This is a genomic window from Pseudoalteromonas sp. NH0006-46 (genome assembly GCF_057547735.1).
This window is the reverse complement of sequence record NZ_BAAJML010000010.1, coordinates 15,220-40,849: the sequence shown is the minus strand read 5'-3', so window position 1 is coordinate 40,849 and position 25,630 is coordinate 15,220. Positions and strand designations below refer to the sequence as shown.

General features: G+C 40.2%; 27 protein-coding genes. 22 read left to right on the top strand and 5 right to left on the bottom strand.

Annotated elements, in window-relative coordinates:
• The first annotated feature begins 72 nt into the window (after positions 1-72).
• From coxB to AC27I2_RS16530, 4 genes are read left to right on the top strand one after another with little or no spacing between them, the layout of a single operon-like run.
• Positions 73-1,215 (top strand): cytochrome c oxidase subunit II, encoded by a 1,143-nt coding sequence (gene coxB, locus AC27I2_RS16545; protein WP_058403627.1) that lies wholly within the window; start codon positions 73-75, stop codon positions 1,213-1,215.
• Positions 1,215-2,807 (top strand): cytochrome c oxidase subunit I, encoded by a 1,593-nt coding sequence (gene ctaD, locus AC27I2_RS16540; protein WP_487204908.1) that lies wholly within the window; start codon positions 1,215-1,217, stop codon positions 2,805-2,807. Before coxB ends, ctaD begins: the two co-directional genes overlap by 1 nt.
• A complete protein-coding gene (locus tag AC27I2_RS16535; RefSeq protein WP_058403625.1) occupies positions 2,807-3,337 on the top strand; it encodes a cytochrome c oxidase assembly protein in 531 nt (176 codons plus the stop codon). Before ctaD ends, AC27I2_RS16535 begins: the two co-directional genes overlap by 1 nt.
• 35 nt (positions 3,338-3,372) lie before the next feature.
• A complete protein-coding gene (locus tag AC27I2_RS16530; protein ID WP_138527387.1) occupies positions 3,373-4,248 on the top strand; it encodes a cytochrome c oxidase subunit 3 in 876 nt (291 codons plus the stop codon).
• Here the strand turns inward: AC27I2_RS16530 and AC27I2_RS16525 are convergent.
• Positions 4,148-4,459, bottom strand: coding sequence for a DUF2909 domain-containing protein (locus tag AC27I2_RS16525; protein ID WP_487204907.1), 312 nt, complete (start codon positions 4,457-4,459; stop codon positions 4,148-4,150). The genes AC27I2_RS16530 and AC27I2_RS16525 overlap by 101 nt on opposite strands.
• Before the next feature lie 14 nt (positions 4,460-4,473).
• On the opposite strand from AC27I2_RS16525, the gene AC27I2_RS16520 reads away from it, so the two are divergent.
• The 13 genes from AC27I2_RS16520 (at position 4,474) to AC27I2_RS16460 (ending at position 16,960) form a co-directional block, all read left to right on the top strand.
• On the top strand, positions 4,474-5,214 hold the full coding sequence (locus AC27I2_RS16520; RefSeq protein ID WP_487204906.1) for an SURF1 family protein: 741 nt from the start codon (positions 4,474-4,476) through the stop codon (positions 5,212-5,214).
• Positions 5,204-5,698, top strand: coding sequence for a transmembrane cytochrome oxidase associated protein (locus AC27I2_RS16515; protein WP_487204905.1), 495 nt, complete (start codon positions 5,204-5,206; stop codon positions 5,696-5,698). Before AC27I2_RS16520 ends, AC27I2_RS16515 begins: the two co-directional genes overlap by 11 nt.
• A 22-nt stretch (positions 5,699-5,720) precedes the next feature.
• The gene (locus AC27I2_RS16510; RefSeq protein WP_487204904.1) at positions 5,721-6,710 is read left to right on the top strand and encodes a COX15/CtaA family protein; all 990 of its coding nucleotides are present in this window, start codon (positions 5,721-5,723) and stop codon (positions 6,708-6,710) included.
• Between the two features lie 12 nt (positions 6,711-6,722).
• Positions 6,723-7,652: a heme o synthase gene (gene cyoE / locus AC27I2_RS16505; protein ID WP_487204903.1), complete on the top strand. Its 930-nt coding sequence runs from the start codon at positions 6,723-6,725 to the stop codon at positions 7,650-7,652.
• Positions 7,649-8,260 carry an SCO family protein gene (locus tag AC27I2_RS16500; RefSeq protein WP_487204902.1) on the top strand — a complete coding sequence of 204 codons (612 nt, stop codon included), beginning with the start codon at positions 7,649-7,651 and terminating at the stop codon, positions 8,258-8,260. Before cyoE ends, AC27I2_RS16500 begins: the two co-directional genes overlap by 4 nt.
• 174 nt (positions 8,261-8,434) lie before the next feature.
• Positions 8,435-8,707 carry an STAS domain-containing protein gene (locus tag AC27I2_RS16495; RefSeq protein WP_058403661.1) on the top strand — a complete coding sequence of 91 codons (273 nt, stop codon included), beginning with the start codon at positions 8,435-8,437 and terminating at the stop codon, positions 8,705-8,707.
• A gap of 8 nt (positions 8,708-8,715) precedes the next feature.
• Positions 8,716-9,078: a response regulator gene (locus AC27I2_RS16490; RefSeq protein WP_006793785.1), complete on the top strand. Its 363-nt coding sequence runs from the start codon at positions 8,716-8,718 to the stop codon at positions 9,076-9,078.
• 14 nt (positions 9,079-9,092) lie between these two features.
• Entirely contained in the window at positions 9,093-11,201 is a 2,109-nt protein-coding gene (locus tag AC27I2_RS16485) for a chemotaxis protein CheA (RefSeq protein ID WP_487204901.1), read from the top strand.
• The gene (locus tag AC27I2_RS16480; protein WP_487204900.1) at positions 11,198-11,662 is read left to right on the top strand and encodes a chemotaxis protein CheW; all 465 of its coding nucleotides are present in this window, start codon (positions 11,198-11,200) and stop codon (positions 11,660-11,662) included. The genes AC27I2_RS16485 and AC27I2_RS16480 overlap by 4 nt, the downstream gene beginning before the upstream one ends.
• Positions 11,663-11,712: 50 nt before the next feature.
• The gene (locus AC27I2_RS16475; protein ID WP_487204899.1) at positions 11,713-14,412 is read left to right on the top strand and encodes a methyl-accepting chemotaxis protein; all 2,700 of its coding nucleotides are present in this window, start codon (positions 11,713-11,715) and stop codon (positions 14,410-14,412) included.
• Positions 14,413-14,485: 73 nt separating this feature from the next.
• Positions 14,486-15,310, top strand: a complete 825-nt coding sequence (locus AC27I2_RS16470) for a CheR family methyltransferase (RefSeq protein WP_058403615.1) — start codon at positions 14,486-14,488, stop codon at positions 15,308-15,310.
• On the top strand, positions 15,300-15,917 hold the full coding sequence (cheD, locus tag AC27I2_RS16465; protein WP_006793790.1) for a chemoreceptor glutamine deamidase CheD: 618 nt from the start codon (positions 15,300-15,302) through the stop codon (positions 15,915-15,917). The genes AC27I2_RS16470 and cheD overlap by 11 nt, the downstream gene beginning before the upstream one ends.
• An 8-nt stretch (positions 15,918-15,925) precedes the next feature.
• Positions 15,926-16,960, top strand: a complete 1,035-nt coding sequence (locus AC27I2_RS16460; RefSeq protein ID WP_487204898.1) for a protein-glutamate methylesterase/protein-glutamine glutaminase — start codon at positions 15,926-15,928, stop codon at positions 16,958-16,960.
• A gap of 14 nt (positions 16,961-16,974) precedes the next feature.
• Here AC27I2_RS16460 and AC27I2_RS16455 read toward each other — a convergent pair whose 3' ends face one another.
• On the bottom strand, positions 16,975-18,000 hold the full coding sequence (locus tag AC27I2_RS16455; protein WP_487204897.1) for a polysaccharide deacetylase family protein: 1,026 nt from the start codon (positions 17,998-18,000) through the stop codon (positions 16,975-16,977).
• Between the two features lie 42 nt (positions 18,001-18,042).
• On the opposite strand from AC27I2_RS16455, the gene AC27I2_RS16450 reads away from it, so the two are divergent.
• Positions 18,043-19,314 carry an MATE family efflux transporter gene (locus AC27I2_RS16450; protein WP_138527382.1) on the top strand — a complete coding sequence of 424 codons (1,272 nt, stop codon included), beginning with the start codon at positions 18,043-18,045 and terminating at the stop codon, positions 19,312-19,314.
• 3 nt (positions 19,315-19,317) lie between these two features.
• Here the strand turns inward: AC27I2_RS16450 and AC27I2_RS16445 are convergent, their stop codons facing one another.
• Positions 19,318-19,587, bottom strand: coding sequence for a hypothetical protein (locus AC27I2_RS16445; RefSeq protein ID WP_058403611.1), 270 nt, complete (start codon positions 19,585-19,587; stop codon positions 19,318-19,320).
• Between the two features lie 9 nt (positions 19,588-19,596).
• The gene (gene nfuA, locus AC27I2_RS16440) at positions 19,597-20,172 is read right to left on the bottom strand and encodes a Fe-S biogenesis protein NfuA (protein ID WP_058403610.1); all 576 of its coding nucleotides are present in this window, start codon (positions 20,170-20,172) and stop codon (positions 19,597-19,599) included.
• A gap of 149 nt (positions 20,173-20,321) precedes the next feature.
• Between nfuA and AC27I2_RS16435 the strand changes: the two genes are divergently transcribed.
• The gene (locus tag AC27I2_RS16435; protein WP_487204896.1) at positions 20,322-22,871 is read left to right on the top strand and encodes a M14 family metallopeptidase; all 2,550 of its coding nucleotides are present in this window, start codon (positions 20,322-20,324) and stop codon (positions 22,869-22,871) included.
• Positions 22,872-22,881: 10 nt separating this feature from the next.
• Here AC27I2_RS16435 and AC27I2_RS16430 read toward each other — a convergent pair whose 3' ends face one another.
• Entirely contained in the window at positions 22,882-23,556 is a 675-nt protein-coding gene (locus AC27I2_RS16430) for a ComF family protein (protein ID WP_058403609.1), read from the bottom strand.
• A gap of 74 nt (positions 23,557-23,630) precedes the next feature.
• Between AC27I2_RS16430 and bioH the strand changes: the two genes are divergently transcribed.
• The 3 genes from bioH to AC27I2_RS16415 all read left to right on the top strand — a co-directional run bounded on the left by bioH (position 23,631) and on the right by AC27I2_RS16415 (position 25,625).
• Complete coding sequence (gene bioH, locus AC27I2_RS16425) at positions 23,631-24,371, top strand: pimeloyl-ACP methyl ester esterase BioH (protein ID WP_487204895.1); 741 nt, start codon at positions 23,631-23,633, stop codon at positions 24,369-24,371.
• A gap of 89 nt (positions 24,372-24,460) precedes the next feature.
• The gene (locus AC27I2_RS16420; protein ID WP_006793799.1) at positions 24,461-24,769 is read left to right on the top strand and encodes a hypothetical protein; all 309 of its coding nucleotides are present in this window, start codon (positions 24,461-24,463) and stop codon (positions 24,767-24,769) included.
• Between the two features lie 4 nt (positions 24,770-24,773).
• The gene (locus AC27I2_RS16415; RefSeq protein ID WP_487204894.1) at positions 24,774-25,625 is read left to right on the top strand and encodes a putative metalloprotease CJM1_0395 family protein; all 852 of its coding nucleotides are present in this window, start codon (positions 24,774-24,776) and stop codon (positions 25,623-25,625) included.
• Positions 25,626-25,630 lie beyond the last annotated feature (5 nt).

Sequence of the window (25,630 nt, the reverse complement as noted above, 5' to 3'; positions counted from 1 at the left end):
AAATAACGAATTGGCGTTTAAGCCGTATGCCTCTTCGCTTTGCACTAGCAACAGCATCAAAGGAGTCGTCACATGGGTAAACTTAGTTGTACCTTGTGGCTTATATTGTGTGTTTTTCCGCAGTTAGCGTTGGCCAACAGCCAATATAATATGCGCAAGGGCGTTACAGATATAAGTGAAAATGTTTACGAATTACACATGACCATATTTTTTATATGTTGTGTAATTGGAATAATAGTGTTTGCCATCATGCTTTGGGCACTCATTCATCATCGAAAATCTAAAGGGGCGGTTCCCGCTCAATTCCATGAAAGTACTAAAGTAGAAATTCTTTGGACTGCAATACCATTTGTTATATTAATTGCGATGGCAGTGCCAGCTACAAAAACGTTAATAGCGATGGAAGATGCCAGTAAAGCCGACTTAACAATTAAAGTGACAGGCTCGCAGTGGAAATGGCATTATGAATACATGGGAGAAGACGTAGAGTTTTACTCAATGCTTGCAACCTCTCAAGATGAAATTACCAATTTAGCAGATAAAAACCCGAATTATTTGCTTGAGGTAGATAAACCCCTCGTACTGCCAATTAATAAAAAAATTCGTTTTTTAATGACCTCAGATGATGTTATTCACTCTTGGTGGGTACCAGACTTTGCCGTTAAAAAAGACGCAAATCCGGGCTTTATTAACGAAACATGGACCAACATAAACGAAGAAGGGATTTACCGAGGCCAGTGTGCTGAGCTGTGTGGTAAAGATCATGGATTTATGCCTGTTGTAGTTGAGGCTAAATCTGAAGCTGATTTTAAAGTATGGCTTGCCGACGCTAAACAAGCTAAACAAAAAGCTGCTTTAGCTGATGCAGCTTTACTTGATCAAACATTACCAAAAGAAGAGTTAATGGAGCTGGGTGCTCAGGTATACATGGCAAGTTGTGCCGCGTGTCATCAGCCTACAGGTATGGGGTTGCCGGGCGTATTTCCAGCGCTTAAAGGCAGCCCAATTGTACTTGGAGATATAAAAGGTCATATAGACATACTTATTTATGGTAGCCCAGGTACGGCAATGCAATCATTTGCCAAGCAGTTATCTATAAAACAATTGGCTGCGGTTATTACTTACAAGCGCAATGCATGGGGTAACGATACCGGTGATGTTATTCAGCCTAGTGAGATTCAAGCAGCACTTGATGCCGACGCGGAGGCTAACTAATGAGTAGCATAGCAGAACAACCTAATGCCAACGAAGCGCACCATGCTCATCACCCAGCTAAAGGCTTTAAACGCTGGCTTTATACAACTAATCATAAAGATATTGGTAGCTTATATTTAATATTTTCGCTGACCATGTTTTTAATTGGTGGCGCAATGGCTATGGTGATCAGGGCCGAGTTATTTCAGCCGGGATTACAGTTAGTCGACCCTCACTTTTTTAATCAAATGACCACAGTTCACGGTTTAATAATGGTGTTTGGTGCCGTTATGCCGGCTTTTACGGGATTAGCCAATTGGATGATACCGTTAATGATAGGTGCGCCAGATATGGCATTACCTAGAATGAACAACTGGAGTTTTTGGATTTTACCTTTCGCATTTTTAATTTTGCTTGCATCTTTATTTATGCCTGGAGGGGGCCCTGCTTTTGGCTGGACTTTTTATGCTCCGCTTTCAACCACATACAGTAATGACAATACTGCCTTATTTGTATTTGCTGTGCACATAATGGGCGTTAGCTCGATTATGGGGGCTATTAACGTGGTGGTTACTATAGTTAACTTACGCGCTCCTGGTATGACGTGGATGAAACTCCCTCTGTTTGTATGGACATGGCTAATAACGGCATTTTTGCTCATTGCTGTTATGCCTGTTTTGGCAGGCGCGGTGACCATGGTTTTAACCGATAAATATTTTGCGACTAGCTTTTTTGATGCTGCCGGCGGTGGCGATCCGGTGATGTTTCAGCATATATTTTGGTTTTTTGGTCACCCCGAAGTTTACATCATGATTTTGCCTGCCTTCGGTATTATTTCAACCATAGTGCCTACTTTTTCGCGTAAAAAGCTATTTGGTTATGCATCAATGGTTTATGCCACGTCATCTATAGCATTGCTGAGCTTTATTGTGTGGGCGCACCACATGTTCACCACCGGTATGCCGGTAGCTGCAGAGCTATTTTTTATGTATTCAACAATGCTGATATCGGTACCCACTGGCGTTAAAGTATTTAATTGGGTAGCCACCATGTGGCGCGGTTCGATTAGCTTTGAAGTCCCTATGATGTTCAGTATTGCCTTTATAGTGTTGTTTACATTAGGTGGTTTTTCAGGGTTGATGCTTGCTATTACCCCTGCCGACTTTCAATACCACGATACTTATTTTGTAGTGGCTCATTTTCACTATGTATTAGTGACCGGTGCGGTATTTTCAATCATGGCCGGTGCTTATTACTGGCTGCCCAAATGGACCGGCAATATGTTTAATATCACGTTGGCTAAATGGCACTTTTGGTTGTCGTTAGTCAGTGTAAATGTGCTGTTTTTCCCAATGCATTTTGTGGGATTAGCTGGTATGCCTCGTCGTATCCCGGACTATGCACTGCAATTTGCAGACTTCAACGCAATTATAAGTATTGGTGGCTTTGCATTTGGTTTATCTCAACTGTTGTTTGTGGTGGTTGTTTTTAAATGTGCCAGAGGTGGCGAAAAAGTCCCTGCTAAAGTTTGGGATGGTGCAGAAGGGCTGGAGTGGGAAGTTGATTCGCCAGCGCCATACCACACATTTTCAACACCACCGGAAATTAAGTAATGACACATGCACCACTTCTTAAGCGCCTAATACTTATCAGCATAGGTATGTTTGCGTTTGCGTTTGCCTTAGTGCCGTTATACGACGTGTTTTGTGATTTAACAGGGCTTAATGGGAAGCCATCGTTAGAGCAAGCACAACAAAGTACTATGGTTCAGCAAACAAGGGACGTCAGCGTGAGTTTTACTACCCATGCGCAAAGTGGTGCACCTTTTGAAGTGAAATCAAAAGAGTACAGTGTGGTTGTAAAACCCGGAGAAATGCGAGAAGTCGTTTTTAGCGCAAAAAATAGTAGCGAACTCGATAAAGTTATGCAGGCTGTGCCGTCTGTTTCACCTGGGAAAGCAGCAAAATATTTACACAAAATGGCCTGTTTTTGCTTTGATCAACAACCCCTAAAAGCGGGAGAAGAGCTCGAATTTAAATTGCTTTTTTATGTTGATACAGCGCTTCCAAGTGATGTTGAAGAGCTAACTTTATCTTATACCGTATTTGATATTAGTGAACAGCTAGTAGCCAGTAATAACTAGCGTTTAATACTAGTGTGAAACTAGGAGCAAGTAAAATGAATCAAGAATATGAGCATTATTACGTACCAGAGCAAAGTCCGTGGCCTATTGTAGGGGCGGTTGCATTATTTTTTATCGCCGTAGGCGCAGGCTTAACTGTTATGGAGGTTGGAAAGGAAGGGGGTAGCGGTGTTTATTTGCTTTATGCCGGTATAGCCGTTCTTCTGTATATGTTATTTAGCTGGTTTAAAAACGTTATACATGAGTCAGATCAGGGGTTGTACTCTGCGCAAATGGATCGCTCTTTTCGACAAGGCATGAGTTGGTTTATTTTTTCTGAGGTTATGTTTTTTATGGCCTTTTTTGGTGCGTTATTTTACGCGCGTATGATTTCGGTGCCTTGGTTAGGTGGCGCGGGTAACAATGCTATGACCAATGAGGTTTTGTGGCCTACTTTTGAAGCTATGTGGCCTTTAGTTGTTACACCTTCGGGAGACACAACGCAAGCCATGGGTTGGCAAGGGCTACCACTAATTAATACGTTAATTTTAATCGCGTCATCAGTTACGTTGCATTTTGCTCATGTAGCAATGGAAAACAATAAACGCAAACCCCTCAAAGTGTTTTTAGGGCTTACGGTGCTATTAGGTGTGTGCTTTTTAGCATTGCAAGTAGAAGAATATGTTCATGCATATAACGACCTAAACTTAACATTAGATGCCGGTGTTTACGGGAATACATTCTTTTTGCTTACTGGCTTTCATGGCATGCATGTCACGCTTGGAGCCGTACTTTTATTTGTTATTTTAATACGAATATTGAAAGGGCATTTTACAAAAGAAAAGCACTTTGCATTTCAAGCTGCTGCTTGGTATTGGCATTTTGTTGACGTTGTATGGCTGTGTTTATTTGTATTTGTATATGTGCTGTAACGTTTATGGGCGAACTGTTTGCCTTTATAAAACCGAGCTTAACTGCTGCAATTGCAACCACTAATACAATAACCGAAAACAACACTCGGCGACCTAAAAAATGAGACATAGGTCGTCCGTTTGTTTTCCCTGACACCATAATAAATAACGCTCTAAATAAGTTAAAAAGTATAAACATTAACAACAGTACAATAATAATTTTAATAATCACTGAGTTGACCCTTTATGCAAGTAGTTTTAAGGCACAAACAAAAGCTTAGTTCAATAATCACAATTTGTATGGTTGTGGTTGTTGTGCTGGTATGTGTGCGCCTAGGCTTTTGGCAATTAGAACGAGGTGAAAAAAAACAGCAACAGCTTACTGCCATTGCTCAAATACAAACTCATGGTGTTATGAATTGGTCGCAGTTGCTTGAGTTACCAAAACAATGGAATAAAACCGGCGTATTAGTTGAGCTTAAAGGGACACTTTTAAGCGAACATTACTGGTTGTTAGATAATCAAGTATATAACGGGCAAGTGGGTTACGACTTACTAGCTCTGTTAAAACCAAATAATGATACGCGTGCAGTATTGGTTAATTTAGGCTGGGTCAGAGCCCCAGTATCACGCGATTTTTTACCCAAAGTGGTTTTGCCCCAAGGTGAGTTTACGGTCAAAGCACAAATTAAAGAGAACAACCTCAGTAGTTTTACTCTAGAAGATAAGACCGCGAGTGGTGATCTGCCCAAACGCATTCAATCAATCGACTTAAGTTTTATAAAATCGCAAACAAACATCCCACTAGTTAATTTTATGGCTTACCGCCAAGGTGAAGGTGATGAAATGGCGATACCGCATTACAAAGCGGTTGTAATGAGCCCACAAAAACATAATGCCTATGCCTTACAGTGGTTTTTAATCGCGTTTTCATGTGTTGTTGTTGCCATTTTTGCGAGTAAAAAAAGGAAAAAAAATGAAAAATAAACCCCTTTTATTGTTTGTAACCTGTTGTGCTATTCCTTTGCTTTTAGCTTATAGCGCGCTCAAATTTGATTGGTTACCCGGTGCGGTTACAAATCATGGTGAATTTCTAAATGAAGAAATAAAGCTAAAAAATTGGCAAAACGATAACCCTAAACAATGGACTATAGCGCTTAATTATTCGAGTGAGTGCAGCGCGTCATGTAGCGAGCAGCTTGAGGCGCTTAATAATCTTTATATAGCGCTAGGAAAAAACCAAGGCAAGGTTGATATGGCTGTTATGGGAAGCCCTTCACAAGCAGATTTACCATGGAAAAAAATGGCTCAGCAACCAAATTTAACGCCAGCTAGTTTGTATTTAATTGATCATATGGGGCTTGTGGTGCTTGAGTACCCTTATAAAGTAAAGCCTCAAGAAAACCGCTTAGTTCAAAAGGGGTTATTAAAGGATTTAAAAAAACTACTTAACTATTCTCGTTCAAGCTAACACGGTTAGTGTGAGGTAAAAGATGTATAAAAATTATAAAAATTGGGTTTTATTAACCGGACTTTTTGCTTTAGTGGTTGTTGCTCTGGGTGCTTACACTCGTTTGAGTGATGCCGGACTGGGTTGTCCAGACTGGCCGGGGTGTTACGGTTTTTTAACGGTTCCTAAACACGAAGCTGATATTGCTTTAGCGACACAAAGTTACCCTGACATGGTGTTTGAAAAAGCGAAAGCCTGGAAAGAAATGATTCATAGGTATTTTGCTGGCACCTTAGGGCTGATGATTCTAGCGTTGTTTATTGTTGCTTTTTTAAAGCGTCAATTTCCAACTACCCCATTAAAGCTAACATCTTTATTGTTATTGCTTGTTGTGTTTCAGGCTGCATTAGGGATGTGGACTGTCACTATGAATCTGCAGCCACTTATTGTAATGGGGCATTTGCTAGGTGGCTTTAGTATTTTATCGCTGATTACTTTGCTGTATTTAAGGTTAACAGCAAAACCTATTATGGGCGGAGATGAGGGCGCTAAGCAGCATTTCGGATTGAGTTTGATTGCGCTTTTTGTGCTGATTTTACAAATAGCGCTTGGCGGCTGGCTTGCAGCTAATTACGCAGCACCACACTGTAATGGTCTACCTTTATGTGATTACGCTCAGCCTTTTTCGTTGAGTAGTGTTTTTCAATTACCGCTTGAGCACAGCAACTACGAGTTTGGTGTGCTGTCACAGCAAGCAAGAATGTCTATCCATTTATTACACCGCATTTGGGCATTAGTAACTTGCATAGTCTTGGCGCTTGTTATGTGGAAAATTTACAGCCACGCTTATTCTCAAAAAATTAAAAGCTGCGTAATAGCAGTATTGGTTACTTTATTTTGCCAAATTAGCTTAGGACTTATTTTGGTACATTGGCACTTTCCGTTGGGGGTTGCACTGGCGCATAACTTAATGGCTGCCATACTGTTATTAAGTATGGTTAGGTTGTGTTATTACCTAAAATCACGCACATAAAGGAGAAATATAATGGCACTAACAATAAACAAAAAAACAATACAGCCTGTTCATACTCAATCACTTAGTGTGCGTGCTTACGACTTATTACAAGATTACTTAGCCATTAGTAAATTTAAAGTAGTGGCTATGTTGGTTTTAACAGCCTGGGTTGGATTGGCATTATCCCCTGATGTTGGGCGTGGAATAGGCGTTCAAGTTATTAGCTTATTAGGAATAGGCCTGTTATCTGCTGCGGCCGCCGTTATTAATCATGTAGTGGATAGCGAAATAGATTCTAAAATGGCAAGAACGCGTCATCGCCCTGTTGCTAAAGGGCGTTTAAGTAAAACACATGCATTAACGTTTGCGGCAAGTATTGGCGTTGCTGGTTTTATCATGCTTATGGTGTGGGCTAATACGCTTACAGCAATATTAACGTTATTTGCATTAGTGGGTTATGCATTTATTTATACGTCATTTTTAAAACGCGCGACACCTCAAAATATTGTAATAGGCGGACTTGCTGGAGCGATGCCGCCATTGCTTGGTTGGGTATCTGAAACAAATCAAATGGCAGCAGCGCCATGGTTGCTGGTTATGATTATATTTACCTGGACCCCACCCCATTTTTGGGCTTTAGCTATTGCTCGAAAAAGTGATTACGAGCGTGCAAAAATTCCAATGTTGCCGGTAACACATGGTATCGACTTTTGTAAAACATGTGTGGTTGCATACTCAGTTTTACTCGCTTTAGTGTGTGTGATGCCATACTTAATTGGTATGTCAGGAGGTATTTACTTAGTCGGTGCTTGTGTGCTTAATAGTGTGTTTATGTATAAAGCCATTAAGTTAAAATTTGCAGCTAATAACGACAAGGCTATGGATTTATTTCGTTTTTCGATAGTGCATTTAATGGTACTCTTCGTGATCTTATTTATAGATAAATGGCTCCCTTTATGAAGCGACTCTGGCTTTTAGTAATTGTTATTTTAAGTTTATTTTTATCAGCATGCTCAAGTGAAAACGATCCTCAAAATTTAAATGCACTTGTTTATGAAAACGCTAAATCACTTTCGGATTTTACGTTAAAAAATCAGCTCGACGAACCGGTGACAAAAGCGCAATTTAAGGGACAATGGAATTTAGTATTTTTAGGGTACACAAGTTGTCCCGATATTTGCCCGTTAACGTTAGCTAAGTTAAACGCTGTTTATAAAGAGCTGGAAGCTGATTACCCGTTGCAAATATGGTTTGTGTCGGTCGATCCAAATAGAGATACAGCAGAAAAGCGAAAACAATATATAGATTACTTTAACCCGAATTTTTTGGCTGTTTCTGGTGAACATAAAGATCTTTTTCCAGTGGTGAGAGAACTTGGGCTAATTTACGCAATTAGTGATACAACAAAAGCTGATTATGCGGTTGATCATAGTGCATCAGTTGCGTTGGTTGATGATACTGGAGCGCTAAGAGCTATTTTTAAACCTGAGTTTAAGCAAGGTAGTGTACCGCTTATTAATTCAACTCAATTAACGCAAGAGTTTAAAGTTATTGCAAACTACTACTAAAAACTGACTTTTTAATTTTTCACGTATTTTAAGGGGGCTTTAGGCTCCCTTTCTTGTTTTTTCATTCCTGTTTATAAATTTATTAAAATTTTTTTTGACCCTTTTATGGCAATTTTAACAACTAGAGCTAAGCTTTTGTTATGAATTGAAATGAAAGGGATTACACAATTTTAAATGTTAAAACTTCCAAGCGAACTTGTGATTACCCGAGTTGAAACGCTCCACCAAGACTTACTACAAGAACTCAATAGCAACGACGACATCAGTCTTGATATTAGCGATGTCGTGTCTGCAGATACTGCATCTATTCAGCTGTTATGTGCGCTTCAAAAACACTTACTTACTATACAGCATAAAATTATATGGGTAGGTAGCAGTGCAGCATTAGCACATACCATTAATCAGCTTGGCTTGAGCCATTATTTAACAATCGAAATAAATAGTTAGAGGTTTATATGAAAAAAATCTTAGCAGTTGATGATTCAGCGTCTATGCGTCAGATGGTGAGCTTTACTTTAAAAACCGCAGGCTTTGATGTGACAGAGGCCAAAGACGGCAGTGAAGCATTGGCTATTGCTAAGCAGCAAGGTTTTGATGCGGTTATTTCAGATGTAAACATGCCCATTATGGATGGCATTACATTAATACGGGAGCTACGTACATTACCTGACTATAAATTTACGCCACTACTTATGCTAACCACCGAGTCGGGTTTAGAAAAAAAGGTAGAAGGTAAAGCGGCTGGTGCAACAGGTTGGATAGTAAAGCCATTTAATCCAGAGCAGTTACTAGCGGTGATTAAAAAGGTTATTCGTTAGTCAAGGAGCGCAAAGTGAGCATAGATTTAAGTCAATTTTTTGAAGTTTTCTTTGAAGAGAGTTTTGAAGGCCTAGATACCATGGAAGCTGAGCTTTTAAACTTAGTGCCTGGTGAGGAAGACTTAGAAACTATTAATACTATTTTTAGAGCCGCTCATTCAATAAAAGGGGGGAGTGGGACGTTTGGTTTTTCATCAGTGTCTGACTTTACTCACGTACTTGAAACTTTACTGGATCAAATTCGTCAAGGTGAGCGCACCCTGACAACCGAGCACGTTAATTTATTACTTAAAGCGGTTGATTGCCTTCGATCGTTACTCGCTGGGTTGCAAGCAGAGCAAGCGCCCGACTTAACTGAAGCCGATACATTACGAGCACAATTTGAAGAGGTGCTAGGAATAAAGGGGGGAACACAAGAGTCCATCACTCAACCCTCTGATAACAAACCCGATAGCGATACTTACCAAATAGACTTTAAGCCGCATCATCACTTATTTAAAACAGGCAATGAGCCACTCATTATGATTAGTGAGCTTGAGCAACTAGGCGAGCTAGATACCACGGTTTTTTACGATGAAGTCCCTGAAATAACTGATTTAAGTAGTGATGAGTGCTTTTTACATTGGCGTTTTTTCTTAAACACCAGTCATGGGAAAAGCGCGATTAAAGAAGTGTTCGAATGGGTTGAAGATGACGCTGATATTACTATTGAATTATGCGGTGGCTTATTTACCGAGGATACACCAGCAACCAACATAATCGATAGCAACGCTGTTGGTAATGACGCAGCACCTACCCTAGAGCCTTTGACCCCAGAGCCAATAACAGAGCCGACGAAACAGGCTAAGCCCATAAAGCCCGCCTCTGCGAGTGCCAATAAAAAATCAACAACGCCCGAATCCACTTCCATTCGCGTCGGGATTGATAAAGTTGACTCATTAATAAACATGGTCGGTGAGCTTGTTATTACCCAAGCTATGCTTAATCAGCTTAGCGAGCAAGACATTACGCCGGCTACTATTACTGCATTGCAAGAAGGCTTAGCGCAACTTGCGCACAACACCCGCGATTTGCAAGAAAACGTAATGCGTATCCGCATGTTGCCAATTAATTTTGTATTTAGCCGTTTCCCACGTTTGGTAAGGGACATTGCGCAAAAGCTAAATAAACAGGTTGAATTGAAGCTGATAGGCGAGCAAACCGAATTAGACAAAACAGTAATGGAAAAAATTTCCGATCCTATGGTTCATTTAGTTAGAAACTCATTAGATCATGGCTTAGAAACTGTTGAGAAAAGACTGCAAGCCGGAAAAGATCCTGTAGGAACGGTGACCTTAAATGCATTCCATCAAGGTGGAAATATTGTTATTGAAATAATGGATGATGGACAAGGGTTAAACACCAAAAAAATCCAAGAAAAAGCCATTGCAAATGAGCTAATTTCTGCCGACAACCACCTGAGCGATGAAGAAATTAACGAGCTGATATTTATGCCAGGCTTTTCCACTATGGATGAGGTGAGTGACTTATCTGGCCGGGGTGTTGGTATGGATGTCGTTAAGCGTAATATCCAGTCTTTAAATGGTTCTGTAGAAGTCACATCTGCACCAGGGGTAGGCTCAACATTTACAATTAGGTTACCACTTACACTGGCTATTTTAGATGGTCAGTTAGTTAAAGTTGCCCAGCATACTTATATTATTCCGCTCATTTCTATTGTTGAATCGCTGCAAATTGATATTGCCAAGGTAAGCCGTGTAGGAAAAAACCTTGATGTACTTAGGTTACGTGATGAATATATTCCAATTTTAAGGCTCTACGATATTTTTAATCATGATAATGCCATTGAATCTCTCGATAAAACTTTACTTGTTGTTGTAGAAACCGACAACCAAAAAGTGGGTTTATTGGTAGATGACCTCTTATCGCAACAACAGGTGGTAATTAAAAGTTTAGAGGCAAATTATCAAAAAGTAGATGGCATATCCGGCGCGACTATTTTGGGTGATGGGCGGGTTTCATTGATAGTTGATATAAGCGGGTTAATAAAACTTTCAGGTTTAAAAAAACCGGGCAGTCAAGAGTTAAGTATTGAGTCGCAAGCTGCTTTGGAGGCGCTATGATTTCTGAGCTTAATCTGCAGCAGCAAAAGGGCGTGAAACAGTTTTTAACATTTATTATGGCTGACGAAGAATACGGTGTAGATATTTTAACTGTACAAGAAATTCGTAGCTGGGAAGAGTTAACCGTTTTACCCAACGCTCCCGAGTTTGTAAAAGGGGTTATTAATTTGCGTGGCACCATAGTGCCGATTATTGATTTAAGGCTGCGGTTTGGCTTGCCCAGTATAGAGTACGGACCGCTTACAGTGGTGATTGTAGTAAAAATAGAGTTTGAACAAGACAGTAAAATTATTGGTATTACCGTTGATGCGGTTTCTGAGGTTTACAGTATTGCAGAGCAAGATGCTAAAGCGGTTCCAAGTATTTCAGAAACAAATAACGACGATTATGTGGCAGGGTTAGTTAACGTGGGCGAGAAAATGGTGGCGTTAATCGACTTACAAAAAACAATGAATATTTAGAGTCAGTATTTGCTAAATAAAGTAAAAATAACTTAAAGGTGGTGATGAGCATGGGATGGTTTAGTAATCCAAAACAGTCTGAATCAAATAATGATTTAATTATAAGTGCATTAAATAAGTCATTAGCTGTGATTGAGTTTGAGCCAAGCGGAAAAATTATTACCGCTAATGCTAACTTTCTTCGCGTAATGGAATATCAACTAGAAGAAATTCAAGGCCAGCACCACTCTTTATTTGTGGATGATACTGAAGCTCAAGAAAGTGACTACAAACATTTTTGGCTGCGATTGAATAACGGCGAATTTATATCTCAAGAGTTTAGACGCATTACTAAAAGTGGTAAAGAAGTGTGGATTCAGGCCACCTATAATCCAATTGTGAACTCTCAGGGCCAAGTCATTAAGGTTGTGAAATTTGCGACGGATATAACAGCACAAAAGCTCGTTTCAGCAGAGGCAAGAGGACAAATAAATGCAATTAGTAAGTCTCAAGCAGTTATAGAGTTTAATTTAGACGGCACTATTATTGATGCAAACGATAATTTTTTAAACACCTTGGGGTATCAGCTTAACGACATCATGGGCCAGCACCATCGAATATTTGTTACACCTGAATACGCAGCAAGTGATGAATATAAAACTTTTTGGGCTAAATTAGGGCGCGGTGAATTTGACTCGGGTGAGTATTTAAGAATAGGAAAGCAGGGTCAAGAAATTTGGATTCAGGCTTCTTATAACCCAATTTACGACATGAATGGTAAGCCCTTTAAAGTAATTAAATATGCGTCTGATATAACAGCTCAAAAAGAGTTAGAAAAATCTTCACGCAAAGCTGCAGACCTAGCTAGCGCCTTAAAAGTATGCCAAGCAAATGTAATGATTGCAGATCAAGACCTTAATATTGTTTTTGTAAACGAACGCGTGCAAGACATGCTAAAAGCGCGTGAAAAAGACCTACAAACGGTATTACCACACTTTTCTGTTGATAATTTAGTGGGGACTTGTGTTGATGATTTTCATAAAAAGCCGTCGCATCAACGAGAATTACTAAAAAATTTAGATAAACCTTACAAAGCAAAGCTGCGTTTAGCGGGGCTGATTTTTACATTAATAGCGACGCCATGGTACAGCCAAGAAGGCAAAAAACTCGGTACGATTGTTGAGTGGGACGATATTACTGAGAAGGTTGCTAAAGCTGACGCTGAGCGTGCAATCGCGCAAGAGAACCTTCGTGTGCGCCAAGCGCTTGATACTGTTGCAACCAATACCATGATTGCAGATTCATCAAATGTCATTGTGTACATGAATAAAGCCGTTAGAAGCATGATGAGCATTGCTGAAAATGACCTTCGAAAAGACTTACCTAATTTTGATAGCAAAAATCTGCTTAATCAAAATATTGACGTATTTCATAAAAACCCAGCGCACCAACAAAGCCTATTAGCAACGTTAAAAGATACTTACAGCACGCAAATAAAGGTTGGTGGACGCACATTTGGTTTGGTTGCAAACCCAATAATAACCCCAGAGCAAGAGAGAATTGGCACCGTTGTAGAGTGGGAGGACAGAACCGCAGAAGTTGCAATAGAAAGAGAAATAGCACAATTAGTAAGTGCTGCAGGAGAGGGGGACCTCGATACGCGTGTAATGGAAGAGGGTAAAGAAGGGTTCTTTTTACGCTTGGCACAAGGGTTAAACAGTTTAGTTAAAATTGTAGACGATGCGGTCGCAGATACTGGCAATATGCTAGATGCCTTGGCAACTGGCGACCTATCTAAGCGAATTGAAAAAGAATACAAAGGCTCGTTTGATAAATTAAAACGCGATGCAAACACCACTGCAGATAAGTTAACGGAGGTTATTAATCGTATAAGTTCATCAGCAACCTTAGTGGCCAGTGGCGCAGAAGAAATTTCTCAGGGGAACGCAGATTTAAGTCAGCGCACGGAAGAGCAGGCATCATCATTGGAAGAAACGGCATCAAGCATGGAAGAAATGACGAGTACGGTCCGTCAAAATGCAGACAATGCCAAAGTGGCAAATACGCTCGCAGAAGAAACATGCGATAAAGCGATTCAGGGTGGTGAAGTGGTTAATCGCGCTGTGACGAGTATGTCAGCGATTAATGAATCGAGTAAGAAAATTGCCGATATTATTGGTGTGATTGACGAAATTGCATTTCAAACTAACTTGCTTGCACTTAATGCGGCGGTTGAAGCAGCAAGAGCCGGTGAGCAAGGGCGTGGTTTTGCGGTGGTTGCGGGTGAGGTTCGTAATTTAGCTCAGCGCTCTGCAGGTGCAGCAAAAGAAATTAAAGAGCTGATAAGAGATAGCGTAGGTAAAGTGGCAGATGGCTCTCAGCTTGTGAATGAGTCAGGTGCAACGCTGAAAGAAATTGTGGTGTCTGTACAAAAAGTGACGCAAATGATTTCAGATATTACAGAGGCGTCTGAAGAGCAAAGTGCAGGAATAGAACAAGTAAATAAAGCTATTTCTCAAATGGATGAAATGACTCAGCAAAATGCAGCCTTAGTAGAAGAAGCATCGGCAGCAGGTGAATCTATGGCTGAGCAAGCAAATGAAATGCGTAGGCTTCTTAATTTCTTTTCACTAGGCCAGCAAGACATGGCTATTATGTCGCCTACGATGAATACCCCAAGTTTAGCTCACAAACCACAAAATAACGCAGTACAAAGCAAGCCAAGAGGCGATAACTTTATTGACTCGGCAGACGAGTGGGAAGAATTTTAATTTTTATGATTAAAGGCCTTATTAAGAAAACGCTCAATAAGGCCGCACTTACTGCTATGTATGAGAGCTGCTAATGAAAGAGTTTTTGTGTACCGATCGCGATTTTAAAGACATTGCTAATTTAGTGTACAACGCTTGCGGTATTGTTTTGGGCGATCATAAACGTGAAATGGTGTACTCACGTTTAGCAAGGCGAATAAGAGCGCTGAAATTAAACGACTTTAAAGCCTACTTAGCCTACCTAGACACGCATAAAGACAAAGAATTTGATGCGTTTATAAATGCAATTACCACTAATTTGACGTCTTTTTTTCGTGAATTTCATCATTTTGAATTTATTAAATCTGAGCTTGTACCTAGTTTACTAAAATCAAATAAAGACACTAAGCGCGTGAGAATATGGTCTGCAGGCTGCTCAACAGGAGAAGAGCCTTACAGTTTAGCGATGACGCTAAATAATGCTTTTCCAAGTAATTGGGATGTAAAAATTTTAGCCACCGATTTAGATTCTAACGTGTTAGAAAAAGCGCAAAAAGGTGTGTATACCGCTGCAAACGTAAATGGCTTAGACGACTTTCATTTAAAGCGTTGGTTTTTAAAAAGCAAAGACGGCGAACATTATAAAGTGAAAGACAAGTTACGCGAATGTATTTCTTTTAAGCGTTTAAATCTATTGCAGGACTGGCCAATGAAAGGGCCCTTTGATCTTATTTTGTGCCGTAACGTGGTTATTTATTTTGATAAAGAAACTAAAGATCATTTATTTAAACGCTATGCAAATATACTAAGCGAGCACGGCTACTTATTTTTAGGTCACTCTGAAAGTATGGGTAAAGAGCACTCAAATTATAAAAATTTAGGAAAAACTATGTATCAACTGAGAGCACATGCAGGCTGAATTTAGAAGTGTTTTGCCCAGTTTTGAACACATTAAGCGTTACTGGGATTCAGGAAGAAATCATGTAGTTGCCAAAGTGCTTCCAGGAGAATTTTATGTATCTAAAAATAATGAATTGATTTCAACTGTACTTGGCTCATGTATTGCTGCCTGTGTTTACGATGAAGTATTAGGTATTGGTGGAATGAATCATTTTATGTTGCCGATACAAAAAGGTGTAGAGCTTAAAAGCGCGCATGGTTTAAATTGCCGCTATGGTAATTGGGCTATGGAGTACCTGATAAACGAAGTATTAAAAAACGGGGCGTCTCGTCATAATTTAAAAATTAAGCTATTTGGTGGCGGAAAAATAATTAGTGCAATGACAGATATTGGACTGGGTAATATCAGTTTTGCTACCGCCTATGTTAAAGAAGAAGCCTTAAATTTAGTGGCCCATGATATGGGCGGCCCGTGGCCTAGAAAAATATTTTTTCATCCACAAACGGGTAAAGTGTATATGAAAAAACTTAAAAAATTACATAACGACACCATTGAAAAGCGCGAAGTACGTTACTTGCAAAACCTTAAAAAGCAAGAAGTGGTATCGAATATAGAGTTGTTTTAGGAGTCGCTATGATAAATGTATTAATAATCGATGACTCCCCTTTAATTAGAGGGTTGCTTACAGAGATACTGCAACAAGCCAGCGATATTAATGTTGTTGGTTGTGCAGAAGATCCATACCAAGCACGCGAAATGATAAAAAAACTTAATCCCGATGTACTTACCTTAGACGTAGAAATGCCAAAAATGGATGGGATTAGCTTTTTAAAAAACCTAATGCGCCTAAGGCCTATGCCTGTTGTTATGATTTCTACGCTCACGCAAAAAGGATCGCCTATAACATTAGAGGCATTAGAGCTAGGTGCTGTTGATTTTATTGCTAAACCGACTAGTAATGTAAGAGCGCAAATGAATCACTACGCGTCACTCGTTCAGCAAAAGGTGAGAATTGCGGCAGGTGCACGGATACGAAGCTTTAAAAAAGCGCCACCCGATACTAAGCCCATACTTACGGATACTAAGTTTTTATTAAATAAAGTGATTGCTATAGGGGCATCTACCGGCGGCACCGAGGCAATAAAAGAAGTACTAATAAAAATGCCCGTTAATTGCCCGCCTATTGTTATTACTCAGCATATTCCCCCCGTGTTTAGTGCCTCGTTTGCCGAGCGTATGGATAGAACATGTTTAATTAACGTGAAAGAGGCGCAGCATGGTGACAAGCTTAGTTCTGGTTGGGCTTATATTGCCCCTGGTGGGCTTCATTTAAGTATACAAAAACGTGGGGCTGCTCTTTATTGCCAACTCGATGATAGCGAGCCTGTAAATCGGCATAAGCCGGCAGTCGACGTATTATTTGATTCGCTCGTACATTGTGGGGCAAAAAATGTGGTTGCAACAATACTTACAGGTATGGGCGCTGATGGGGCTAAAGGGCTATTAGCACTTAAGCAAAACGGCGCATACACATTAGCACAAGATGAATACTCGTCAGTTGTGTGGGGGATGCCAAAAGCTGCAATTGATATAAATGCAGCCAATGAAGTGGCTGCACTTGATAAAATGGCTGAGAAGTTGTTAAGCCATGCAGTTATAACTAAGTAAGTATAGGCTTAAATTTATTGAATAACCCAAGGCTGAGAAAACCAATAATAGCTATTCGGTTTTTTAATTGAAGGCGCTGTACAATTAAAGCGTGAACGGCCTTTGTTAAGTGTTTTAGGAGAGGTTACTTCTACTGTTGTATCAGTTAACCAGTCTAAATTAGCTTTACCAATACCTGAAACATAACAAGCCAGTTGAGCTTTTTTAAAATCCTCCACTTTAAACGAAATAGTTAACGCAGGCGGGTTTTGCTTTGTTACGCTATTACCGTAGCTTAATTGAGTGATATTAAATGCCTGAGAATTTAATTTGGTTGCCAGTGTTTTTATGTCACTGTAAACGCCAGATGCAGGAAAGCGGGGTAAGCGACTAAAGTTAGCGTGTTTGCTTAGTGCACCTGAATGCTGGCCAATGCCTATATAGCCAAGCTCTGTCACTAAAGCTTGTAACTCGTTATCAAACTCTCCGTAGGGGTAGGCTAAATACTTAAAGTCGTGGCCTATTTCATCTTTTATACGTTGTTGTGAATTAACAATATCTTGAGTTATACGCTCTTTCCATTGCGCATTAGTTTCACCGTCAAGTTTTACATGTAAATAGTCATGCTGTGCGGTGTGGTTACTTATAAGTGCGCCTTTTTTGCTCAGCTCTTTCAGTTTATCCCACCCCATCACATAGCGTTTACCTTCGTCTATTAGTTTAGGGTTAACAAAAATTGTATAAGGGTAGCCAAACTTTTCTAATATTGGAGCAGCTTGATCATAATTATTATTGTAACCATCATCAAACGTGATGGCGACGGTTTTATCAGGTAAGGTATGGCCTTGCTTTAAAGCATCAAGTAGTTCATTTAAGGCAATAACATTAAAATCATTATTTTTTAAATAGTTTAGATGCTCTGTAAACGTTTCTTCGCTCACACTGGTAACCGCCGGAAGGGTTTCACTTACATGGTGGTACTGTAAAATAACACCAGCATGAGCACGTAAAGATAACCCAATAAGAGTAAATAATACCAAATGAAACAATTTCTTATACATAATAAAGCACACCATAAAAGCTTGCTGTTGTTAGCAGGACCAATGATATTATCAAATATCACCGTGCCACTGTTAGGAATAGTTGATACCGCGGTTATTGGCCATTTAGGCAGCGCACATTATTTGGCTGGTATTGCGCTAGGCTCAGCCGTTATATCCATTTTATTTTGGCTCGCGGGTTTCTTAAGAATGAGCACGACCGGCATGGTTGCACAAGCCTATGGCCAAAATGACTTAACCCAGCTAGCGGCTTTACTCAAGCGAAGCCTATTACTTGCCAGCATTGTGGCATTATTTCTTATTGCTATGTCTCCTTTAATAAAGCACGCCATAGCGTTTTTATCAGACGCGAATAATGCGGTGCTAAGCGAAGCCTACACTTATTTTAGTATTCGAATTTTTAGCGCGCCAGCGGCATTATGTAATTTAGTTTTATTAGGTTGGATGCTAGGCGTCCATTATGGACGAGGACCTTTTTACCTATTGTTGGTGACAAATAGTGTAAACATTGTGCTCGATATTTATTTTGTTGTTTTTTTAGATTGGGCTGTTGCAGGCGCTGCATGGGCATCGTTAATCGCTGATTATACTGCGCTCGTATTTGCGCTGTTTTTAGTGACTAAACTGGCAAAAAAACAAGGTGTAGCTTTAAGTACTCCGCACTGGTTTAGCTTCAAAAAAATGGCAGGGTTATTGAGTTTAAATCGCGACATTTTTATTCGGTCTTTAATACTTCAGTTGTGTTTTAGCTTTATGACTTTTTATGGTGCGCGTATAGGCGAAACAACCCTTGCAGCGAATGCCGTGTTACTAAATTTTTTGATGTTAGTTAGTTTTGCGTTAGATGGCATAGCTTACGCAAGTGAGGCTAAAGTAGGCCAAGCTAAAGGTCAGCAGAGTGTAAGTAAAATACAACTGTGGGTAAAAATAAGTGTATTTTGGGGAATGTTGTTTGGCGTGGTTTATAGCTTGTTTTTTGCTGTGTTTGGTGCACATATAATTACGCTACTGACCAATGTACCTGAGGTTATTAATGAGGCCACGCAATATTTACCGTGGGTAATTGCTTTGCCATTATTAGCTATGAGCTGTTTTTTATTTGATGGTGTATTTGTTGGTTTAACCCGTGCTAAGGATATGCGAAATAGTATGTTGCTTTCGGCAGCTGTTGGTTTTTTTGGTGTGTTTTGGGTATTTATTGATTGGCAAAATAATGGGCTATGGCTTGCGATGAGCTGTTTTATGCTAATGCGTGGAGTTACATTAATAATTAAATATCAAAAACTTAAGGCTAATAATCAACTGCTAGATTAAGGTTTATTTCCATAGATCTGGATCGTGATATTTTGGCCCTATGTCTTTAATTACTTGCGAAAAGCGATTGGCAAAAATGCCACTGTAGCCCCAAAAAGCAAAAAATAGCGCAGGTATTAAAATTAAAACACCAATAATTTGCAAACTATAATGGCTATAGTAACCCGCAAAAATAAAAATCACGGCTAGCACAAACAGTGCTATGCCGCGAAAAAACCGCTTTAAACTTAGCTTAGGGTTGCTCCCTAAGCGGTATATGAGAGGCTTTAGCATTTACTAGGCTTAATAGTAAGAATGGTCGCCAGCTTCGTGATCAGTAATATCTGCAACACCTGTGATCTCGTCAAACTTAGCAATCATTTCTTTCTCGATGCCTTCTTTTAACGTTACATCAATCATAGAACACCCATTACAACCGCCACCAAACTGAAGCACTGCAACGCCAGCAGCTGTAATTTCTACTAGGCTTACTTGGCCGCCGTGATTAGCTAGTTGCGGGTTAACTTCTGTTTCAAGCATGTGCTGAACACGTTCGTTTAATGATGCATCATCACCAATTTTACGTGCTTTTGCATTAGGTGCTTTAAGTGTTAGCTGAGTTCCCATTTTGTCGGTAACAAAATCAATTTCAGCTTCTTCTAAAAAAGGAGCACTTTCAGCATCAACAACGGCATCAAACCCATTAAAGTTTAAGCGAATATCGCTGTCTTCAACGGCGTCTTCTGGGCAATAAGAAACACCACACTCGGCTTGTGATGTACCAGGGTTTACAACAAAAACGCGAATATTGGTCTGTTGTGATTGATCTGCTAATAGTTTAGCAAAATGTGCTTGTGCTGTTTCGGAAATAGAAATCATAAAAAACGGCTTTATACCTGACTAAATTACTCGGATACTGCATATCATACTCCGCTCATCGTGTTGCGGCTAGTGTTGAGCGTAAAAAGTTGGCATCTATTTTAAGCAATGCTAGCGTGCAATTAACAAACATTTTTAGAGTGATCTATATGCGTTTATTAATAACAATAATGGTGGTAATGCTGAGCTTTTCAAGTGTAGCAAAACCGCTTTCGTACTATTTTGAAGACGATGTTGTATTCGATCCAACTATCCCTACACCAGAAGAGGTATTAGGTTATCAAGTTGGTGAGTGGCATGTAAGGCACGACCAGCTCGTACGCTACATGGAAGTACTTGCTCAAAAGAGCGATAGAATAAACTTTGAGATAATTGGCCGCACACATGAGCAACGACCACTGGTAATGCTAACGGTTACAGCGCCAAATAAGTTAACTCAAATAGAGCAAATACGCCAAGCGCACTTGGCTCGCTTAGGTAATAACAGCAAAAAAGCAAAAGATGAACCTGCAGTTGTGTGGATGGGTTACAGCGTGCATGGTAACGAGTCATCGGGTAGTAATGCATCGCTCTTAACGGCTTATTACCTAGCTGCAGCACAAGGTGATGAAATAAACAATTTATTAAATAACACGGTTATTTTACTCGACCCATCACTAAACCCCGACGGACTTGCACGTTTTGCAAATTGGGCAAACAGCAACCGCGGCATGAATTTGTCGTCAGATCCAAAAACTCGCGAGCATACCGAAAACTGGCCAAGCAGCCGCACTAATCATTATTGGTTTGACTTAAACCGAGATTGGCTATTACTACAGCACCCTGAATCGCGTGCGCGTATTGCTAAATTTCATCAGTGGAAACCAAACGTACTTACCGATTTTCATGAAATGGGCCCAAATAGCAGCTACTTTTTTCAGCCGGGCATTCCAAGCAGAAAGCACCCAATTACGCCAGTTGAAAACGTAACATTAACCAAAGCAATTGCTAATTATCATGCCAAAACATTGGATGAAAATAATGCACTGTATTTTACAGAAGAAAGCTTTGACGATTTTTACTATGGAAAAGGTTCAACTTACCCAGATGTAAACGGGGGGATTGGTATTTTGTTTGAGCAAGCAAGCTCTCGTGGCCATATACAAGAGACCATTAATGGCCCTTTAACGTTTCCATTTACGATAAAAAACCAGCTATTAACGAGCTTATCTACCTTTAAAGCGGCGGTTGAAAATCGCCAAGCGTTGCTTGACTATCAAGCTAAATTTTATAATCAAGCAACAGAGCTTGCAGGTGACGAAAACTTTGCAGGTTACGTGGTTGAAGGTGCAAAAGACAGCACCCGCATTACCGACTTTTTAGCGCTATTAAAACAACATAAAATAGAGGCATTTGAGCTTACTAAACCGTTAAAAGCAGGTGGCATAAACTTTACTACCAACAGCTATTATGTGCCTTTAGCGCAGTCTCAATATCGTTTAGTTAAAGCGATATTTAGCGAGCAGAAAAACTTTGCAGATAATACATTTTACGATGTATCTGGCTGGACATTAGCGCACGCATTTAATCTACCTTTTGCAAAAGTAAAAAGTAACTGGGGGCTAGGCGTTGCAGACACGCCTTGGAGTAGCGAACCTAAAGCACCCTTAGCAAGTTTAGAGTCTGCGTACGCGTTTGGTTTTGCATGGGACGACTACTTAGCGCCTAAAATGTTAAATACATTATTAAAGCAAGGTATAAAAGCACGAGTAGCACTGAGTGCCTTAACGGCTAAATCGAGCGCGGGCGACATAAATTTTGAACCAGGTAGTATTATTATTCCGGCTGGTTTGCAAACACAGCAAAACTGGATTGCTTTGTTAAACACTGCACAAAGTGAATTTGGCATTGCCATAAAACCTATTACAACAGGTTTAACGAGTAAAGGTGCTGATTTGGGTTCACGCTCTATGGCAGTTGTTAAAGCACCTAAGGTTTTACTGGTTGGCGGCCAAGGCACTAGCCAGTACGAAGTAGGTGAAGTGTGGTATTACCTAGATAGGTTTGTAGGTATTGCCCCTACGATTGTTGAAATGACGCGTTTAAGCTCGCTTGAGCTCAGTGATTATAGTCACATTGTGTTGGCCCACGGTAATTACACTAGCTTAACCGATGCAGAAAAAGTAGCGATTAAAAGCTGGGTAAGAAAAGGCGGGGTTATTTGGGGTCATAAAGGCGGTGCTAAATTTTTAGTCGACCAGCAATTACTTAAAGCAAATTATTTATCGCGACAGGATTTAGCCGGCGCTTTCAAAACTGAAGGCCTCAGCTATGGCGATAAAGATCATCTAGCGGGGCGTCAGCGTATTGCTGGGGCTATTTTTAATACTAGCGTGGATTTAACGCACCCAATGACCTTCTCACTGACGCGCGACACCTTACCGGTATTTAAAAACAGTACATGGTTACTGGAAGCGTCAGAAGCCCCATTTGTTAATGTACTTACTTATACAAAACGCCCGTTATTAGCAGGCTTTACAGACTCTGTAAATGTAGAGCAAGTAGCTGAAGGCGCTGGTTTAATAGCACATTCGTACGGACGCGGCAGTGTTATTGCTATGACCGACAACCCTGTATTTAGAGGTTACTGGTATGGTACAAGCCGATTACTCAGTAATGCACTGTTTTTTGGCCATACATTCCGCGCGAGTGGGCAGTAAAATAAATTAACTAAATTGGCGTTAAACAGGTTGTAAATGCCCACACCTGTTTGGCGCCTGCCTTTTTTAAAGCCTGAGTTGCGGCATTTAATGTTGCGCCGGTTGTCATAATATCATCAACAATAGCAACTGTTTTGCCACTCATGTCTTCAGTACATATAAATGCATTAGTCAGATTTTTAATACGCTTTGCTTTAGTGAGTTGCGATTGTGCATGGGTTTTTTTATTGCGAATAAGCGCATTACTTAAAACAACGCGAGAGCGTAAACAAGGGTGCCATACTTGGCTTACTTGATTAAAACCTCGCTTTAAAAAGCGGCTTTTGTGCAAAGGTAAAATTATAAATAAATCAGGGGATTGCGTACTACATGTAAAAAACGCATCGAGCTGCTTTTGTACAATTTGTTGAAGTGTTTTTTTGTAATGTATTTGGTTACTAAATTTAAGTTGAGTTAACCACTGTTCAAATGGAGGGCGGTAAAAAGCGCAAGCAAATAACCTTTCAAATTCGCAGTTAGGAAACATATCAACAATATCAGGGCGATGAAGTAAATTTGGGTGTTTGGTTACATCTATTAATGCTAAATCTTCTAAGCAATAACCACATAAACCCAGATCAGCGCATACAGGGCTTTTGCATTGTACGCAGTAGGATGGAAATAGCCAATTAAACAGACCTTTCATGAGATAGTGCCCTGCATTGCAATCATCTTTTTAAACGTTATTATGAGCCTAAGTTTGGTTAAGATTATGCAAATATGCAAAAAGAGTTAGTACTTTTACATGGTTGGGGAATGAATAAAGGCGTTTGGCAGCTTATACTGCCAGAGCTTGAAAACGTATATACAGGCGTAGTGCGTAGCCTTGATTTACCAGGGTTTGGCAATAGCGCAACCACATTACCAACCCCGTATAATTTGCATGATGCCGCTATGCAATTAAGCCAACATTTAAAACCTGATTCTATTTTAATGGGGTGGTCTTTAGGTGGTTTGTTTGCTTTATACATTGCAAAGCATTGGCCTGAAAAAGTGTCTAAGGTTATTTTAGTGGCATCTACGCCTTATTTTGCAGAGCAGGACGAATGGCCAGGAATTAGTGAAAAAGTACTAACTCAGTTTAAAGACCAATTGGTTAATCATAGAGAAAAAACCATTGAACGCTTTTTGGCTATCCAGGCTATGGGAAGTGAGTCGGCCAGAGACGACATAAAACAGCTTAAACAATTGCTAAACCAATATTCAGCACCCAATAATGAGGCGTTAGCCGCCGGTTTAGATATTTTACAAAATGACGATTTACGCGATTTATTTGCAACGTGTCCGGTAAAAATTATGGGTATATTTGGTCGCTTAGATGCATTAGTGCCGTATAAAGCAATAGCTACAATGTCAGTACTAAATGCTGAGTTTGAATACCAAGTAATAGATAAAGCATCTCATGCTCCGTTTATTTCTCACAAAGGTGAGTTTTTATCTATCGTTAAATCAATGCTTTAAAAATGCAACGGTCATTGTGCCTAGTAAAGCTTTATTTTGCGCATAAACTGAGCGATAATTAAACAATATTTAAGTGGTGGAGGTTTACCATGTCAATCGGATCTGTATTTAATAATGGTGTTGAAGGGTTTAACCGTGCAAGCCAAGGTATTGAAAAGGCCAGCGCAGAAATTAACCGTGCCAGTATAGAACAGCAAGACGATGCGCAACTTGCACAACAGCGACAGTTAGTCGCAGCAACGCCGGATGAAGCTGTAACAGCACCGGTTGCTCAGCCTGCGCGTATTGACGAATCACTTGTTAACCTAAAAGTTGAAGAATTTAACGCTAAAGCCAATGCGCAAACAATTCAAACAGCTGATGACGTACTGGGTACGTTAGTCGACATTAAAGTGTAATGTAATGAATATTGTCACGCCATTTCCATCAATTAATATAAACACAGCCAATGTTTATACGGAAACCGCTCGGCGTGACAACCAACTACGGGAAGTGATCCCTGCTCCGTCTGCAAATAGCGCAAGTAATACCGAAACCAAAGCGCAAAGCGATGCTGAAAAAGCTAAATTACCGGGCAATAATGAAGGTGCAACATATAGCGCGTCGGGTAAGTTAGCTGACGAAAAAGTCGTTCAAGCACGCGATGATGAAAACGCCGAAAACCCAGAGAGCTCTGAAGAGCAAAAAGCGCAGCAACAAGAGTCTGAACAAGAACAGCAAGTTTTAGAGCAAGAGCAGCAGCAAATAAAAGAGCTAAAAGCGCGCGATACTGAAGTGCGTATTCATGAACAAGCGCATGCTTCTGTAGGTGGTAAATACGCAGGTTCGCCAAGTTACGAATACCAGCGTGGCCCCGACGGCACTAACTATGCAGTGGGCGGCGAGGTACAAATTGACGTTGCTGAAATTCCAGGAGATCCCCAAGCAACCATAGAAAAAATGCAAACGGTTAGAGCTGCAGCCCTAGCTCCTGCCGAGCCTTCGGGTGCTGATCGATCAATAGCGGCAGACGCAACTCAAAAGCTGGTAGCAGCTCAGGCTGAACTTGCAGCGCCTCAAAATGATGAAGACGACAGCGCTGAAAACAACAGCAAAGCGTCATTCACAAGCAGTGAAACGCAAGAAACTAAAACGGCAGAAAGTGAACAGCAAACACGAGATGCAGACGTAGAAGCACGCGCAGGACGAATTGCTAATTTTTATCAAATGGCAACTTCGCCATCCACACAAAGTGGTTTTTCAGCAATCTCTTAGCGAAT

Coding starts and splice junctions, on each gene's coding strand:
- cyoE (WP_487204903.1), top strand. CDS start 6,723: ATGGCACTAACAATAAACAAAAAAACAATACAGCCTGTTCATACTCAA.
- ctaD (WP_487204908.1), top strand. CDS start 1,215: ATGAGTAGCATAGCAGAACAACCTAATGCCAACGAAGCGCACCATGCT.
- AC27I2_RS16430 (WP_058403609.1), bottom strand. CDS start 23,556: ATGAAAGGTCTGTTTAATTGGCTATTTCCATCCTACTGCGTACAATGC.
- bioH (WP_487204895.1), top strand. CDS start 23,631: ATGCAAAAAGAGTTAGTACTTTTACATGGTTGGGGAATGAATAAAGGC.
- AC27I2_RS16500 (WP_487204902.1), top strand. CDS start 7,649: ATGAAGCGACTCTGGCTTTTAGTAATTGTTATTTTAAGTTTATTTTTA.
- AC27I2_RS16450 (WP_138527382.1), top strand. CDS start 18,043: ATGATATTATCAAATATCACCGTGCCACTGTTAGGAATAGTTGATACC.
- AC27I2_RS16475 (WP_487204899.1), top strand. CDS start 11,713: ATGGGATGGTTTAGTAATCCAAAACAGTCTGAATCAAATAATGATTTA.
- AC27I2_RS16445 (WP_058403611.1), bottom strand. CDS start 19,587: ATGCTAAAGCCTCTCATATACCGCTTAGGGAGCAACCCTAAGCTAAGT.
- AC27I2_RS16490 (WP_006793785.1), top strand. CDS start 8,716: ATGAAAAAAATCTTAGCAGTTGATGATTCAGCGTCTATGCGTCAGATG.
- AC27I2_RS16435 (WP_487204896.1), top strand. CDS start 20,322: ATGCGTTTATTAATAACAATAATGGTGGTAATGCTGAGCTTTTCAAGT.
- AC27I2_RS16535 (WP_058403625.1), top strand. CDS start 2,807: ATGACACATGCACCACTTCTTAAGCGCCTAATACTTATCAGCATAGGT.
- nfuA (WP_058403610.1), bottom strand. CDS start 20,172: ATGATTTCTATTTCCGAAACAGCACAAGCACATTTTGCTAAACTATTA.
- AC27I2_RS16415 (WP_487204894.1), top strand. CDS start 24,774: ATGAATATTGTCACGCCATTTCCATCAATTAATATAAACACAGCCAAT.
- AC27I2_RS16455 (WP_487204897.1), bottom strand. CDS start 18,000: ATGTATAAGAAATTGTTTCATTTGGTATTATTTACTCTTATTGGGTTA.
- AC27I2_RS16470 (WP_058403615.1), top strand. CDS start 14,486: ATGAAAGAGTTTTTGTGTACCGATCGCGATTTTAAAGACATTGCTAAT.
- AC27I2_RS16530 (WP_138527387.1), top strand. CDS start 3,373: ATGAATCAAGAATATGAGCATTATTACGTACCAGAGCAAAGTCCGTGG.
- AC27I2_RS16495 (WP_058403661.1), top strand. CDS start 8,435: ATGTTAAAACTTCCAAGCGAACTTGTGATTACCCGAGTTGAAACGCTC.
- AC27I2_RS16510 (WP_487204904.1), top strand. CDS start 5,721: ATGTATAAAAATTATAAAAATTGGGTTTTATTAACCGGACTTTTTGCT.
- AC27I2_RS16515 (WP_487204905.1), top strand. CDS start 5,204: ATGAAAAATAAACCCCTTTTATTGTTTGTAACCTGTTGTGCTATTCCT.
- AC27I2_RS16520 (WP_487204906.1), top strand. CDS start 4,474: ATGCAAGTAGTTTTAAGGCACAAACAAAAGCTTAGTTCAATAATCACA.
- AC27I2_RS16420 (WP_006793799.1), top strand. CDS start 24,461: ATGTCAATCGGATCTGTATTTAATAATGGTGTTGAAGGGTTTAACCGT.
- cheD (WP_006793790.1), top strand. CDS start 15,300: ATGCAGGCTGAATTTAGAAGTGTTTTGCCCAGTTTTGAACACATTAAG.
- AC27I2_RS16480 (WP_487204900.1), top strand. CDS start 11,198: ATGATTTCTGAGCTTAATCTGCAGCAGCAAAAGGGCGTGAAACAGTTT.
- coxB (WP_058403627.1), top strand. CDS start 73: ATGGGTAAACTTAGTTGTACCTTGTGGCTTATATTGTGTGTTTTTCCG.
- AC27I2_RS16460 (WP_487204898.1), top strand. CDS start 15,926: ATGATAAATGTATTAATAATCGATGACTCCCCTTTAATTAGAGGGTTG.